Below are 13,963 nucleotides of genomic sequence, written 5' to 3'. Positions count from 1 at the left end.
ATCAGCCCCCGGAAAGCTGGGCGTTGAGCAGCAGCGCACCTTCGCCGACGATGCGTTCGCCGTTGCGGATGCCGGACGTCACGTAGGAGAAGCTGTCTCCGCGTTCGCCCACTTCCACCGGAACGCGGCGGAAGCGACCGGGCGCCTCCACGCGGAAGATGTAGTTCTTCATGCCGGATTCGAAGATCGCGGCATTGGGAACCTTGATCGCGCGGCGGCCGTCGTCGGTGACGAGGCGCGCACGGGCGTACATCTCGGGCTTGAGCGCGAGGTCGGGATTGCCGACTTCGGCGCGCACCTGCACACGGCGCGTGGCCGGGTCTACCGCGAGGCCGATCTGCGTGATCTTGCCGGTAAAGCGGCGGCCGGGCCAGGCCGGTACGTCGAATTCCACCGCCTCGCCGATGCGTGCGCGGCTGCTCGACGCCTCGGGAACGTCGAGGAACAGCCACAAGGTGCGCGGGTTGGACACGGTGTAGAGCGGGGTCTGTCCGGCGCCGACCTGCTGGCCGGGATTGATCTGGCGGTCGATGACGTAGCCGCTGACCGAACTGGTCAGCGCCAGCGCATCGCCCGCGCCGCTCCCCAGGTTGCGCAGGCGCAAGCGCGCGCGCTCCAGTTCGGCCCCGGCCCCGGCGGCATCGGCCTGCGCGCCTTCGAGATCGCGGCGGGAGATCGCGCCCCCGTCGAACAGCATGTGCGAGCGGGCCATCTCGCGCGCCTTGCGGGTGCTTTCGGCCTGGGCGGTGAGCAGATCGGCGCGCGCCTGGCCGAGATCGGGCGCATCGAGATAGGCCAGTGCCTGCCCGGCCTTCACCGCTTGGCCGATGTCGGCCAGAACCTGCGTCACCCGCCCGGCCACCGGCGCGCCGACGCGGCTGGTCTGCGATTCGTCGAGTGCAAGACGCGCGTTCATGTCGGCCGAGATCGGCAGCGGGCTGGTGGTGGCGGTGACGATCTGCACGGTGTCGAGTTCGGCCGAGCCCGGCGCATAGCTGATGAGGTCGGGCGACTTGCTCGGCGCGGCGGCGGGCGGCGCATCGGACTGGCCGCAGCCGGCAAGCGGGGCGGTCAGGGCGGTGGCCAGCAGGGCTGCGCCAAAGGCTCGGCCAAATGCTGCGGGGGCAGAAGCCCTCATCGATCGTCTCCGGTGGTTTCGCCAGTGGTTTCGGCAGCCTGAAGCTGCGCGATGGCATGGGCTTCGTCGGCACGGGCATCGACCGCGCCAAGTTCTACAGCCCGCAGCGAGCGGCGGGCATCGAGCAGTTCGAGCAGCGACGTCGCCCCGTTGGTATAGGCGAATTCGGCGACGCCCGCGGCATCGCGCGCGGCGGGCAGTTGCCGTTCCTCGATCTCACGGCGTCGTTCGCTGGCCTGGGAAAGCGACTGGCGGGCGATGGTGATCTCGGCCGTTGCCACGGCCGCCGCCTTGCGCGCCTCCGCCTCGGCCTGGACCAGCGCGGTGCCGGCGGCGTCCACTTCGCCGCTGTAGCGGTTGCGCACCGGCAACGGCACGGAAACGCCCACGCCGACGCTGCTGCCGACGCCGAGGTCGTCCATAGCGTGTTCGTACTGCATGCTGACGGTCACGTCGGGATGGCGCAGCGCATGCGCGCCGTCGAGGCTGCGCCGAGCCGCCTCGACGCGCGACTGCGCCGCCAACACGTCCGGACGGCGCAAGGCCAGAAGGTCCGCCGGCTCCGTACTGGCGGCGGCGGGCGCATCGACCCAATCACCGCTTGTAGCAATGTCGGGCGCATCCCGTTCTCGTCCGATCAGGGTGGCGAGGCCGAGCCGCGCCACCTGCAGCGCGATCGCCGCCTGCTGCGCGTCGGTCTTCGCGCGCGAGGCTTCCACCGCCTGACGCGACAGGTCCCCGCGCGAGATCGAGCCCGCGTGCTCCTGCGTATGCGCCATGTGCTGGCTGTCGGCATAGCTGGCCGCAATCGCTGAAAGGATCGCGCTACGCTGTTCTGCCGCCTTGAGGTCGAAATAGGCGCCGTACACGGCCTCGCGCATGTCGCGCCGCGCGCTGGCCAGGTCGCCTGCGGCGGCATCGATCAACGCGCGCGCTTCGCCGGTCCGGGCCTGCCGCTTGCCGCCGCGCTCCAGCGGCAGGTCGATGCCGACGACGGTGTCCGCCACCGAATCCAGCGGGCGCCTGCCGATCCGCCCCGGACGCAGCTGCACCGCGCTGAGATTGAGGTTCGGGTTGGGCGCGGTATCCGCGATCCGCAGGTTGGCCTGCGCAGTCTTCAACGCCAGCCGGGACCGGATCACATCGATGTTGTCGGTCTCGGCAGCGGCCATCGCCGCGTCGAGACTGAACGCGGTCTGCTGCGACGGAGCGGGCGATGCTGCAAGTGCGATGGGGGTGATGAACGGCAGCGGTGCAAGGCAGGTCAATGCGCATGCCAGCCACCGCTCACGAACGACCTTGAACGGCGTCATGAACGATGAGTGTCCCTCGGATTTGCGCGGGATTTATCGGCTTCGAAAGACAAGTTCCAGCGAAGTCTGCACCGATCTGCATGAAGATTTCGTAATCTTTTGGCAATGCAGCATACACCCTCCATTTTCCCGCCTGGAGAATACTTGAAATTCAGCCCCGCCAGGCAATTGTCCCCTCTGACAACATTCCACAAGGCAATGCACATGTCATCGCGTTACCGAACGATGCCGGCAAAGCGGATGCAATTCTTGCAGGCATGAAGCTATCCGATTGCCGGCACACGCAAAATGCGCATTTTACGCGGTTTTCGAACTGCCCAAGCGGTGGTGGCCGGCGGAGACGTAGCGGAAATGGCGCAGATCGCTGCCTGGTGAGCCGGTGGCAGCACGACCCAGCCAATCACCTCCGCCTGTCCAGGACCGCCGCGGATTGTGGAAAAGGAGGGGAGTTTTTTTCCCTCTAACCATGAGAGGGATAGCCCATAGCCTGACTTAGGTGGATGCTCGCTACCGCTTCGGTCAGGATGAGGTCGTGCCGGTTGCCGACCGCTTGCGCATGGTCGCCCGTGCACCAGTGCGCACGAATGACTGTATTCATGACTGCTGCGTGGAAAGAGCATCAATACGGCTGAGATGCATATAACGCGAAGATCACCGCCGCGCGCACGAGATTGGAAAAAGGCTTTCTGTAAAGGTTTGCGCGACTATCTCCGCAAGAATGCAGGCGAGACCGTCACAAGCATCAATCTTGAGAACCCCATGGCAGCCGCCAGTGATCAAGACCTGCGCGCGACCTTCAAGAAATGACTCTTCGGGGACCAAACAGCGTAAAAGATGAGTTCCTCTTCGCCGCGAACGCCCAAAATCTCCAAACTGTCAAGTTGATCCCGGTCCCGCGCAGGCGATGCCCGGCTGAGCGCCCGAGCCCGACTGACCTCTCGTTCAAACCCCGAACTACGCGATGCCATTTTCAACACTATCGATCGACTGCGGAGATGCAGCTATGCGTCCCGTTGTGGACGTTAAACGACCTCCACTTGCGATGCTCTGGTGCAGTCCATCCGCTTTCCTGTCCTGCAGGCCCAAAAATGACCCAAAAGAGACTGGCGGCTTTAAATTGAAGACGGCGAAAATGTGCCATCATCGAGATGGCAATACAGACCCCACCTCTTCAAGAATGCGGCAGCCGGCTAGAACGCCTTCGCCACCGGCATTGATTGAAGTCTATATTTTTCCGAAAGACGGCGCGCGCGACTGGCACAGCGCTTAGTCCGCAGGAGATTTCATCAGACGATTATCGCCCCGACCATGGCAAGCACACGACATTCACCAAGAATTCGTGCAGGCTGATCATACGGAAAGATTATACTGTTACTGACCGTTGACTCCTGCGACATCGGGAACGCTTTCACCGATGTGCAAGGCTTTCACTTTCCGAGCATCCTCGGTTTTCTGAGCGCGATCAGCCAGTTCGGTCCATGCAGACACCGCGCGCAGGCAGCGGTCTCGCACTTGAGGGAGTCTTGCGGCATCGGCCGCAATCGTCTGGAGATCGGCTTGCTCGCGATAAAATGCCAGCGACGACATAAATGTACTCCTGCCTCCGGCGGAAGATTGGCGAACCTTCGTAAAGGTCCGCCAATCCAGTTTGTTCAGGCCGACTGGAGATTGACGGCCGAAGTCTTGCCGCGACGGTCGGTTTCCAGTTCGTAGGACACGCGCTGATCCTTGTTCAGGGTGCGCATGCCTGCGCGTTCGACCGCGCTGATGTGAACGAAGGCGTCATCGCCGCCCGTTTCGGGAGCGATGAAACCGAAGCCCTTATCGGCGTTGAAGAATTTTACGGTGCCGGTGATCATATGGGTATCCTTTGCCCAATGCAGTATGACGGGCATGCGCCAACAGCGGCACATCCCGGCTTCGTGAGGCTAGTAAAGGACAAAGGGGAGCCTTGGCGGCCCAATATCCGTCGCAGGCGACGTTTCAGCCCGGCTCTTGTAGGCGCATCTGAAAAAATAGATAGGCTGAATTGGAATCTCGTCCAAAAACGAATCCGGAATGTCATAGCTATATGATAGATAGCATCATGAATTCCGCGCAAATGCACAGTTGTCCCTTGAAGATCGAGATCGACGACATCGACTTCATGGGGCACGTCAATAATTCTATATATTTGCAATGGGTGCAGGCAGCCGTCATCGAACATTGGCAGAGAGTCGCATCGCCTGCCGCCGTTGCAGCTTATTTATGGATCGCGCTCAAACATGAGATCACGTACCGCAAACCGGCATTCCTTCGCGACCAGCTGACGGCCAATGTAGTGCTGGAGCAGGTCCGCCGGGAGAGCGCATTCTACGAAACGACGATCCGGCGCGGCAGCGAAGTGATTGCCGAGGTGAACTCGCGCTGGTGCTGCGTCGATGCGGTGTCGCAGCGTCCGGTCCGGGTGACAGCCGCCGTAATGGCATGCTTCTTTCCTGGAGCCTCCGAGGAGCAAGCCGCTCCAGCGTCAAGATGAAGCGAGGCCCAATCTGTCTTCGTCCGTGTAGATGTCGAACCGGGAAAGTGTGACGGGTCCGAAGGTCATCGTCAGCGCCGCATCGGCTGCGTCACGTCCTCGCGCCATCAATATTCGCCCGCTGCGAGGGCGGTTGTGCCTTGCATCGAAGACATACCAGCGATCGCCCAGCCACACTTCGAACCAGGCCGAAAAATCCATGTCTCCCAGCGGCTTCAACAAGTCCATGTCGCCGAGATAGCCGGTGCAGTAGCGTGCAGGCACGTTCATGCACCGGCACAGCGTGATCGCCAGATGCGCGAAATCGCGGCAGACACCTTCGCGCTCCTCGAACACATCCCACGCTGTCTTTGTCGACCTTGCCTTCATGTAGTCGAAGCGGATGTGACGATGTACAAAATCGACGATGGCCTGGACCAATGCCCAACCCGGCGGGGTGCTGCCGAACAGGTCCCACGCCATTTCGCTCAGGCGATCCGTTTCGCAATAACGGCTGGCCAGAAGGTAGAGCATGACATCGTCCGGCAAAGCCTCGATCGCTGATTGCGAGGCTTCCGGTTCGACCGGATCGGGGGCGAAATCATCCTCGATGACGAAGCCGCAGGACAGCGTCAGGCCGCCGGCCGGAATGGTGAGACGGGTACAGATGTTGCCGAAGCTATCGACGTAATCATAGATCGGGACGTCAGGCATCGTGAACAGTCGCTGCGGCGTGCGCAGATCCTTGTTGCGCGAAGAATGGACGCTGAGATGCGCCAGCATCGGCACAGACTGTTCGCATGTGAAGGCTATATCGTAACCCGCGCGGATCAGCATGCGGGCTTCAGGTCCGCAAGGGCGCGCTCCACCCGGTTCAGTCCCTCCGCGGATTCCACGGCGAGATCAAGCGGTCGCCCGCCAAGCTTGCCGCAAGCCGTGTTGAGATAGGCGATAGCCTCGTCCCGGCCTCCAAATGTTTCGAGCGCCAGCTTCGTCACCTGCCCCTGGCGGCTCGCCGCATCAGGGGCCAACTTCGGGCGATCCGACCATCGCATTTTCGCACGGGCCGGCGGGGCGGGTTTGTCTTCGCTTTCCATTCAGGATTTCCTATTGATACGGACGTATCCGACGCGCAGCGACCTTCCGGAGCAGATTGGTTACCTGCAGCTGGCCGATGAGAGAGGCGCTTGCCATCTCAAGCATGGTCCCTTCGTGATCGGGGCCGGGGCCGCGAAGAAAATCCCGCGCCGCCACCCGACCGCCGAGAAGAGCGAACGCGAGATCGGCTATTTCGCTGCGCCGCAGGAAGATCGGATCATCTCTTGAAATCCGGCTCCATTGGCGTCCGCACGTCGGGATGCCCGCCGAGCGCGACCTTGGGCGGGCCAAGAGGTTTGGCGACGACCAGTTCATGACCATTGCGGGTAAGCTGAGACACCCATGTCCTGTCGCAGCCGGGCGATCCTGGTTTCATAGTGGCGGACCAGATCGAACCGCGCCCCGGCATCACGGCTGCCCTTGCCGCGGCTGGCGAATTCCATCAGCGCAATCTGATGATGATAAAGTAGCTGATTGAGGTCCATGCAGACTCTCCTTTTGCGGGAGCGCGCTTGGTCTCTCAGTCACCGATGTGCAAAAATGGCCGGCAATATTTACCTTCTACAGGATTTCACGCCGATCGGCGAGTGCATTACCTGAATTGAGGATATATTTAAAAATCCGCACCCTCATTGAAAAATCGATTTTTGTATGTATATGGACATCGCTGCGTCGTTTTTGACGAATTTGCGCCTGCATCGCGCAGGTGTTTTTCAGACATCAGCCTGGCTCTCATGACCGCCGTTTTGCGCATGCATGTCGGCGGGTGCCCTCGTATTCGGGATAGCATGGATTGGCCAAGGAAGAATTACTGACGATGGAAGGTTTTATCGAGGAAATCCTCCCCGATGGGCGCTTCGCGGTTCTGCTCGACAACGAGCACAAGATCATCGCCTACACGGCGGGCAAGATGCGCAAGTTTCGCATCCGCTCGGTGGTGGGAGATCGGGTGCATGTCGAAATGACGCCTTACGATCTTTCGAAGGGCCGAATCGTGTTTCGTGAAAAGACGCCGGGACAAGGCGGAGGGCCGCCGAGACGGCGCAGCGGGTTTAGAAGATAAAGGCGGAAAAGTCCGCACTACAGGAAAACATGCATATCAATATCCAAGGCGCGCAAAAGCGCCCCGAAAATACCATCTACCATCCAGCGGCCGGGCATAATGGACCGATCCGGTTGCCCTCCGGTCTTCTGAGCCGGGATCATTTGCAGCGTCTCGTCGCCGCAATGGTCGATTGATCAGACCCTCCCCGATCTCAATCGGGGATGAATTACGGCTTGCGGGCGAACCGGATCACATGGCGAAAGCCTTTGTTGTTCGCCCGCGCCCTAACCGGCGTCCCAGTTGTTGATCGGCGTGCGAAAAGGAACCCCGTTAGCGGGGTGATCGGCGTCCAACGGGACCCTCATTTCGATGGTTTAGACCACCGGGTCACGGCAGTCTGGTTTTCCAGACTGCGAGATCGAGATATTAGTGGTGGAGACAGTATGCTGTAGAAATGCAGCGCCCGCCGGCTCATCTGTCGGCGGGCGCATTCATTCAGGCTGCCGCGCGCTGCATCATCGCCCGACTGTCATAGGCATCAAGGACCAGCTCTTCACCGTAGCGGCCAAGGACACTGGCAATGCTGCTTGTGAATGCGACCTCGCCCGGTTGCCATGACTGCGACCATGTCTGCCGCGACACCCGCAATCCAGCCACTTCGACCACACGATTGATCTCGACCGCATCCTCATCCCCGGCGACAAGAGCGGCGTGGAACTCATCAAGCCGGTTGATCGCTCGACGCGCACGATTAGCAGCCACGAACATCGCCGCCTCGTCTGCTCATGCGTCCAGGTCTGAATGGCGCCGACCGCGGCGGCTGACTGTGCTTGCTGCGACATACTGCTTCCTTTCGGGAAGCAGACCGGTCAGTCGGCCGGCCCCGAAGGCTCTCATCCTGGAAGACCTCGATCGGCCCGATGGCGATGGAGCGTGGCGGATCGGACGCGAAGTGCATCGAGGCGTCCGCATTGGTTCGCGCTTGGCCCTTTCCAGCCCCATGGTGCGCAAGGATGCGCAAGGGCGCCCAATGCGCGGTGTGGGACCGAAGTGGAGAGCGGCTATCTCAGCCTTCCCGCATTTCCCATGTTTTTCAGATGATTGGTTCGGATCAGTTGGCGGAGCGGGAGGGATTCGAACCCTCGATACGCTTTTGGCGTATACTCACTTTCCAGGCGAGCGCCTTCGACCACTCGGCCACCGCTCCGCATGCACTGGTAAGGAGGCGGCCACTAGCGAGTCGCGCGGGGTTTCGCAAGCGGTGTGGTGATGGCATGAAGCCTTCATGCGCACTTTCTTTTCCGCCGTCGCACTTGCCGCCCTCGCCACGCCTTCGCTGGCGGCCGGGGACAAGCCGGTCACGCCCAATGACGTCGTCGATGCCGCTCCCGCTTCCGACTGGCAGCGCATCGCGCCCGGCGACCTGCTGGTCATGGACCTGACGCCCGGCGCCAAGGGCAAGCCGCGCCGCGTGGTGATTCAACTGATGCCCGCCCCCTTCTCGCAAGGGTGGGTCGGGAACATCCGCAAGCTGGTGGCCGCGCACTGGTTCGATGGGATCGCGGTGGTGCGGGTCCAGGACAACTATGTCGTGCAGTGGGGCGATCCCGATGGCGAGACGCCGGGCAAGGCCAAGGCTTTGCCTGCGGGATTGGCGAAGCCAACCGAGAAGGGCTACGTAACGCCGCTCGACGAAAGGTTGCGATCGAGCTTCATGCAGCGCAGCGCGCAAGAGGCCGGACAAACTGCGACGGTCCCAACCAATCCGGATTCCTATCTGCGCAACGGCCTGACGCTGTTCAATCATGGCTGGCCCATCGCGGCAGATGGCCGCACAGGCTGGCCCGTCCACTGCTACGGCATGGTCGGCGTTGGCCGCAATCTCTCACCCGATACCGGCACCGGCGCCGAACTCTACACGGTGATCGGACAAGCGCCGCGTCAGCTGGACCGCAACATCGCACTCGTCGGGCGGATCATCGCGGGGATGGAGCACCTGTCGTCGCTACCGCGCGGTACAGGTGCGCTGGGCTTCTATGAAACGCCTGAAGAGCGCACGCCGATCGTCTCCGTGCGGATGGGCAGCGACGTGGCGGACCTGCCTGCCTACGAATACCTCTCCACCGAGAGCGCGAGCTTCGCCGCCTACGTCGACAAGCGCGCGAACCGGAAGGACAGCTTCTACATCCAGCCCGCGGGCGGGCTGGACGTCTGCAATGCCCCCGTGCCGATCCGGCCCGTGAAGCAGGACGCGACGAAGCCATGAGCGCACACGGCGAGCACCTGCAGCACACCGGCCGTCTGTGGCGCTGGACCGGAGGGGCGAATAACGGCACCTGGCACTTCCTCACCATCGATGGCGCGGCGGGCGAGACGCTGTCCGGCACGGCGATCATGCGCAAGCTGGAAGGCACCGCGCGCGGGTTCGGCTCGCTCAAGGTCAAGGCGCGGATCGGCGCGACCGAGTTCGCAACCTCGGTGTTTCCGAGCAAGTCCGACGGCGGCTGGCTGCTGCCGGTGAAGGCCGCCGTGCGCAAGGCCGAAGGGATCGGAGAGGGCGATGACGTCGAGGTTTCACTGACGTTCTGAGGGAGTAGCCCCCTCCACCACCCGCTACGCGGGCGGTCCCCCTCCCCGAGCAAGCTCGGGGAGGAATTTGGTCAGATGCGTTCAGCGTCGGCCACCGCTTCGCTGGCGCGCAGGGCGCCGACGATGCGGGTGAGGTGCGCGAGGTCGGAAACCTCGAGGTCCACCTCGTAAGTGCCGAAGGGCTCGTCGCGCTGGGTCATCTGCAGGTTGGTGACATTGGCGCGGTTGCTGGCGAGGATCTGCGTGACTTCGGCGAGCGTACCCGGGCGGTTGTAGAGGATCAGCTGCAGGCGCCCGACGGCGCCGGTGGTCCGCTCGCCCCATGACAGGTCGAGCCAGTCGGCATCGACGCCGCTCGCCAGCGTCATGCAGTCGATCGCGTGGACTTCCACCTTGTGATCCGGGCGACGCAGGCCGACGATGCGGTCGCCGGGGACCGGGTGGCAGCATTCCGCCAGCTCGAAGCCGACCCCCGCCGTGAGACCGCGGATCGAGATCGCGCGTTCGGTGCGGGTCCATTCGGGGTCCTCGGGCAGTTCCGCCGTGCTGCCGGGGACCAATGCCTCCATGACCTGACGGTCCGATAGGCGGCCCGAGCCGATCGCGAACATCAGGTCTTCCTCGTCGCGGAGGTCCAGGCGTTCGACCGCGTGGGCAAGCGCCTTCTTGCCGAGCCGCTGCGGCAGGCGGCCGGCGATCTCGTCGTAGAGCTTGCCGCCGATCTCGGCGACTTCGGCGCGTTCCTTGGCGCGGACGGCGCGGCGGATGGCGGCGCGGGCCTTGCCGGTGACGACGAAGCCCAGCCACGAAAGCTGTGGCTCCGAGGTGGTGCTCTTGATGATCTCCACCACGTCGCCGTTCGCAAGCTGCGTGCGCATCGGCACGTGCCGGTTGTTGATCTTCACGCCGACAGCCGCATTGCCGAGATTGGTATGCACCGCATACGCGAAGTCCACCGCCGTCGAACCCTTGGGCAGCTGGAACAGCGCGCCCTTGGGGGTGAAGGCGAAGATGCGATCCTGATAGATCGCCATCTTGGTGTTCTCGAGCAGTTCCTCGGCGTCGTGGCTGGCGTCGACGATCTCAATCAGGTCGCGCAGCCAGCCGACCTGCCCGTCGGGCCGCGCGCCGCCCTGCTTGTAGGCCCAATGCGCGGCGAGGCCGAATTCGTTGAGCCGGTGCATCTCGCGCGTGCGGATCTGCACCTCGATACGCATCGAGCGCTGGAAGATCAGCGCCGTGTGCAGCGACTGGTAGCCGTTCGACTTGGGCGTCGAGATGTAGTCCTTGAAGCGCCCCGGGATCATCTGCCACGCTTGATGCAGCACGCCGAGCGCGCGGTAACAGTCGTCCACGCTGTCCGTCAGGACGCGGAAGGCCATGATGTCGGTGATCTGCTCGAAGTTGACGTGGCGCTCGGCCATCTTGCGCCAGATCGAATAGGGGTGCTTCTCGCGGCCGGAAACCTCGACGTTGAGGCCCGCCTCGGCCAGCACCTGCTTGATCGACAGCGCCAGTTCGTCGACCTGCCCGCCCTCTTCGCTGCGGATCTGCGCAAGGCGGCCGGTGATCGTGGCGTAGCCTTCGGGTTCCAGCTGTTCGAAGGCGAGCAATTGCATCTCACGCATGTATTCGTACATGCCCACGCGCTCGGCGAGCGGGGCGTAGATATCCATGGTCTCGCGGGCGATACGGCGGCGCTTGTCCTCCTTCTTGATGTAATGGAGGGTGCGCATGTTGTGCAGGCGATCGGCCAGCTTGACGAGGAGAACGCGCAAGTCCTCGCTCATCGCGAGCAGGAACTTGCGCAGGTTTTCCGCCGCGCGTTCGCTCTCGGTCATCACCTCGATCTTGGAGAGCTTGGTGACGCCGTCGACCAGCCGCGCGACGTCGGGGCCGAACAGCTTGTCGATCTCCTCGATCGTGGCGAGGGTGTCTTCGACGGTGTCGTGGAGCAACGCGGTGATGATGGTCTGCTGATCGAGCTTCAGCTCGGTCATCAGGCCCGCCACTTCGACCGGATGGCTGAAATAGGGGTCGCCACTGGCGCGTTTCTGGGTGCCGTGCTTCTGCACGGTATAGACGTAGGCACGGTTCAGGAGGGCCTCATCGGCCTCCGGAGCGTATTCCTTGACGCGTTCGACGAGTTCGTACTGGCGGAGCATGTCGGCTTGTCATGTCAGGTTTTACTGCACCGCGACAAGAGGGCGGTGACTAAAATGCAGATTTTGCAACGGAAGAACCCGGAACAGACCGGCACCCGGAGGCACCATAACGGCACCCAAAGCATCCCTACCGCCAATTCAATCGTTTTCACAGGGCAACTTACGTAAGGGATTTGTTAACCATCCGGGAACTGTGCGGCTGCACAATAAACGCGAACCGGCTGGCGCATCGTTCTCACCCCCCACCGCAGCGCCGCCGGTTCGACCGCGCCTGATTTTGCATCGGGCCGGACCATGCACCGGGGACACGAATGCGAAGAGGTAGCCGATCCCATGGCGAACATCGATGATTTCGCGAGCAGCGAGCGCCCCGAGTGGCTGAAAGCGCTGGCGCGGCGAGCCTCCGTCTCGTCGGAAGCCGCCGCTGGCCAGGGCGCGCAACAGCAGCGCGCGCCGCGTGTGCGGACGCTGATCAAGGCCGTGATCGGCGGCGAGGGGCGAACGGGCGAGGACGTCATCGTGCGCAACGTCTCGCCCGGCGGCATGTGCATCGCCTCGCGCACCTTGCAGCCGAGCACCGGCGAGATGCTGCGCGTCTCGCTGCCCGGACAGGCGGACCTGCAGGCGCAAGTGCGCTGGGTCGGCAAGGGCGAGTTCGGCGTGCTGCTGACCGGCGGCAGTGGGCTCGACCTCGATCGCATCCAGTCGTCCAACCGCCAGCGCAACGCCGGCTTCGCAGCGGCGCTGGAGCGCCTGCTGGGCGTCAGGCCGCAGGAGCCGCGCCCCTCGGCCGTGTGAGGGCCGCCTGAACATTGCCCGCTCTCCCCAGTCATCCCCGCGCAGGCGGGGACCCATCTGATGCCCGTGCAGCCGGAACCGTCATCAGATGGGTTCCCGCCTTCGCGGGAATGACGAAATTGTTTCGATCGAACAGGGCGAGCGATCCGAAATCACGATCCCAAACAGCCACCTTGACCACCCCGGACCTGTGCTCGATAGTATCGGGGTGAGCGAGATCATCGTCGACCCGTCCCCCGGTTCCCACTCCTCCGCAGTGCTTCCTGCGCGGCCCGAGGCCATCCGGCTCGATCCGGCGACCACCGCCGTGATCGTGGTGGACATGCAGAACGCCTATGCCTCCAAAGGCGGCTACGTGGACGAGGCGGGCTTCGACGTCGGGCCTGCCGCCGCGACCATCGGCCACATCGCCGATGTGCTGGGCACCGCCCGCGCGGCCGGGATGACAGTGGTGTTCCTGCAGAACGGCTGGGACGCCGACTACGTCGAGGCAGGCACGCCGCTCTCGCCCAACTTCCACAAGTCCAATGCGCTCAAGACCATGCGCAGGCGCCCCGAACTCTCTGGCAAGTTCCTCGCGCGCGGGGGCTGGGACTACGAACTGGTCGATGCGCTGACACCGAAGGACGGCGACCTGCGCGTCCACAAGCCGCGCTACTCGGCCTTCTTCAACTCGCAGCTCGATTCCGTCCTGCGCGCGCGCGGCATCCGCACGCTGGTATTCACCGGCATCGCCACGAACGTCTGCGTGGAATCGACCCTGCGCGACGGCTTCCACCTCGAATACTTCGGCGTGCTGCTGGAGGATGCGACGCATCACCTCGGCCCCGACTTCATCAAGGAGGCCACCGTCTACAATGTCGAGAAGTTCTTCGGCTGGGTCAGCACGGTCGCCGATTTCCGCACTGCCGTGAGCCAGCTTCCACCAAAGGAGTGACGATGCCCTTCGAAGCCGTGAACCCGTCCGAGTTCCCCACCCCGATCGCGCCCTATTCGGCCGGGGCGAAAGCGGGTAACGTGCTCTACGTCTCGGGGATGCTGGCGCTGGGCGAAGGCGGCTCTGTCCTGCATGTCGGGGATGCGGCAGCGCAGACCCGCCAGGTGCTGGAGGCGATCCGCATCACCGTCGAGGCGGCAGGCGGCACCATGGCCGACGTCGCCATGAACCACATCTTCCTCAAGGACATGGCCGACTACGCCGCGTTCAACGCCGTCTATGCCGAGTACTTTCCCGGCGACAAACCCGCGCGCTATTGCATCAAGACCGACCTCGTGAAGCCCGACTGCCTCGTCGAGATCGCGTCGGTGGCGCATCTGGCA

General features: G+C 63.3%; 18 protein-coding genes and 1 tRNA gene. 9 read left to right on the top strand and 10 right to left on the bottom strand.

Translation table 11 applies throughout. The features are described from left to right. Position 1: 1 nt before the first annotated feature. The 4 genes from ACYPYD_RS23145 to ACYPYD_RS23130 all read right to left on the bottom strand — a co-directional run bounded on the left by ACYPYD_RS23145 (position 2) and on the right by ACYPYD_RS23130 (position 4,310). Positions 2 to 1,138, bottom strand: coding sequence for an efflux RND transporter periplasmic adaptor subunit (locus ACYPYD_RS23145; RefSeq protein ID WP_008831540.1), 1,137 nt, complete (start codon positions 1,136 to 1,138; stop codon positions 2 to 4). Continuing rightward, on the bottom strand, positions 1,135 to 2,451 hold the full coding sequence (locus tag ACYPYD_RS23140) for a TolC family protein (RefSeq protein WP_008831541.1): 1,317 nt from the start codon (positions 2,449 to 2,451) through the stop codon (positions 1,135 to 1,137). Before ACYPYD_RS23140 ends, ACYPYD_RS23145 begins: the two co-directional genes overlap by 4 nt. 1,371 nt (positions 2,452 to 3,822) lie before the next feature. Further along, positions 3,823 to 4,038, bottom strand: coding sequence for a hypothetical protein (locus ACYPYD_RS23135; protein ID WP_459665780.1), 216 nt, complete (start codon positions 4,036 to 4,038; stop codon positions 3,823 to 3,825). A 65-nt stretch (positions 4,039 to 4,103) separates the two neighbouring features. Next, entirely contained in the window at positions 4,104 to 4,310 is a 207-nt protein-coding gene (locus ACYPYD_RS23130; protein WP_036526131.1) for a cold-shock protein, read from the bottom strand. Between the two features lie 212 nt (positions 4,311 to 4,522). Between ACYPYD_RS23130 and ACYPYD_RS23125 the strand changes: the two genes are divergently transcribed. After that, positions 4,523 to 4,969 (top strand): acyl-CoA thioesterase, encoded by a 447-nt coding sequence (locus ACYPYD_RS23125; RefSeq protein WP_459665779.1) that lies wholly within the window; start codon positions 4,523 to 4,525, stop codon positions 4,967 to 4,969. Here ACYPYD_RS23125 and ACYPYD_RS23120 read toward each other — a convergent pair. Continuing rightward, the gene (locus tag ACYPYD_RS23120) at positions 4,961 to 5,785 is read right to left on the bottom strand and encodes a transglutaminase-like domain-containing protein (RefSeq protein WP_459665777.1); all 825 of its coding nucleotides are present in this window, start codon (positions 5,783 to 5,785) and stop codon (positions 4,961 to 4,963) included. The genes ACYPYD_RS23125 and ACYPYD_RS23120 overlap by 9 nt on opposite strands. Next, positions 5,779 to 6,045 (bottom strand): antitoxin Xre/MbcA/ParS toxin-binding domain-containing protein, encoded by a 267-nt coding sequence (locus tag ACYPYD_RS23115; protein ID WP_069708979.1) that lies wholly within the window; start codon positions 6,043 to 6,045, stop codon positions 5,779 to 5,781. Before ACYPYD_RS23115 ends, ACYPYD_RS23120 begins: the two co-directional genes overlap by 7 nt. On the opposite strand from ACYPYD_RS23115, the gene ACYPYD_RS23110 reads away from it, so the two are divergent. Continuing rightward, on the top strand, positions 6,029 to 6,274 hold the full coding sequence (locus tag ACYPYD_RS23110) for a hypothetical protein (RefSeq protein WP_459665776.1): 246 nt from the start codon (positions 6,029 to 6,031) through the stop codon (positions 6,272 to 6,274). The two genes, ACYPYD_RS23115 and ACYPYD_RS23110, sit on opposite strands and share 17 nt — an antisense overlap. Positions 6,275 to 6,357: 83 nt before the next feature. On the opposite strand, the gene ACYPYD_RS23105 is transcribed toward ACYPYD_RS23110, so the two are convergent. Further along, the gene (locus tag ACYPYD_RS23105; RefSeq protein ID WP_459665774.1) at positions 6,358 to 6,531 is read right to left on the bottom strand and encodes a hypothetical protein; all 174 of its coding nucleotides are present in this window, start codon (positions 6,529 to 6,531) and stop codon (positions 6,358 to 6,360) included. A gap of 308 nt (positions 6,532 to 6,839) precedes the next feature. Here ACYPYD_RS23105 and infA point away from each other — a divergent pair, with 308 nt between their 5' ends. Beyond that, on the top strand, positions 6,840 to 7,109 hold the full coding sequence (infA, locus tag ACYPYD_RS23100; RefSeq protein ID WP_036526130.1) for a translation initiation factor IF-1: 270 nt from the start codon (positions 6,840 to 6,842) through the stop codon (positions 7,107 to 7,109). A gap of 29 nt (positions 7,110 to 7,138) precedes the next feature. Continuing rightward, positions 7,139 to 7,285 carry a hypothetical protein gene (locus tag ACYPYD_RS23095; protein ID WP_155986264.1) on the top strand — a complete coding sequence of 49 codons (147 nt, stop codon included), beginning with the start codon at positions 7,139 to 7,141 and terminating at the stop codon, positions 7,283 to 7,285. Positions 7,286 to 7,586: 301 nt separating this feature from the next. On the opposite strand, the gene ACYPYD_RS23090 is transcribed toward ACYPYD_RS23095, so the two are convergent. Continuing rightward, complete coding sequence (locus ACYPYD_RS23090; protein ID WP_459665772.1) at positions 7,587 to 7,859, bottom strand: hypothetical protein; 273 nt, start codon at positions 7,857 to 7,859, stop codon at positions 7,587 to 7,589. A gap of 348 nt (positions 7,860 to 8,207) precedes the next feature. Next, positions 8,208 to 8,298 (bottom strand) — tRNA-Ser (locus tag ACYPYD_RS23085). 78 nt (positions 8,299 to 8,376) lie between these two features. On the opposite strand from ACYPYD_RS23085, the gene ACYPYD_RS23080 reads away from it, so the two are divergent. Together ACYPYD_RS23080 and ACYPYD_RS23075 are read left to right on the top strand one after the other, a co-directional pair. Further along, positions 8,377 to 9,357 carry a peptidylprolyl isomerase gene (locus ACYPYD_RS23080; RefSeq protein WP_459665771.1) on the top strand — a complete coding sequence of 327 codons (981 nt, stop codon included), beginning with the start codon at positions 8,377 to 8,379 and terminating at the stop codon, positions 9,355 to 9,357. Beyond that, positions 9,354 to 9,680 (top strand): DUF1905 domain-containing protein, encoded by a 327-nt coding sequence (locus tag ACYPYD_RS23075; RefSeq protein ID WP_008827801.1) that lies wholly within the window; start codon positions 9,354 to 9,356, stop codon positions 9,678 to 9,680. Before ACYPYD_RS23080 ends, ACYPYD_RS23075 begins: the two co-directional genes overlap by 4 nt. A gap of 71 nt (positions 9,681 to 9,751) precedes the next feature. Here ACYPYD_RS23075 and ACYPYD_RS23070 read toward each other — a convergent pair whose 3' ends face one another. Continuing rightward, entirely contained in the window at positions 9,752 to 11,845 is a 2,094-nt protein-coding gene (locus ACYPYD_RS23070; RefSeq protein WP_036526026.1) for a RelA/SpoT family protein, read from the bottom strand. Between the two features lie 333 nt (positions 11,846 to 12,178). On the opposite strand from ACYPYD_RS23070, the gene ACYPYD_RS23065 reads away from it, so the two are divergent. From ACYPYD_RS23065 to rutC, 3 genes are all read left to right on the top strand, one after another. Then, positions 12,179 to 12,643: a PilZ domain-containing protein gene (locus ACYPYD_RS23065; protein WP_459665769.1), complete on the top strand. Its 465-nt coding sequence runs from the start codon at positions 12,179 to 12,181 to the stop codon at positions 12,641 to 12,643. A gap of 208 nt (positions 12,644 to 12,851) precedes the next feature. Then, entirely contained in the window at positions 12,852 to 13,580 is a 729-nt protein-coding gene (gene rutB, locus ACYPYD_RS23060) for a pyrimidine utilization protein B (RefSeq protein WP_459665767.1), read from the top strand. Positions 13,581 to 13,582: 2 nt separating this feature from the next. Beyond that, positions 13,583 to 13,963: pyrimidine utilization protein C (rutC, locus tag ACYPYD_RS23055; protein WP_459665765.1), on the top strand; the 381-nt coding region annotated here is incomplete at its 3' end.

The sequence above is a fragment of the Novosphingobium sp. 11B genome, assembly GCF_054589055.1.
This window is presented reverse-complemented; position numbering and strand designations above follow the sequence as displayed.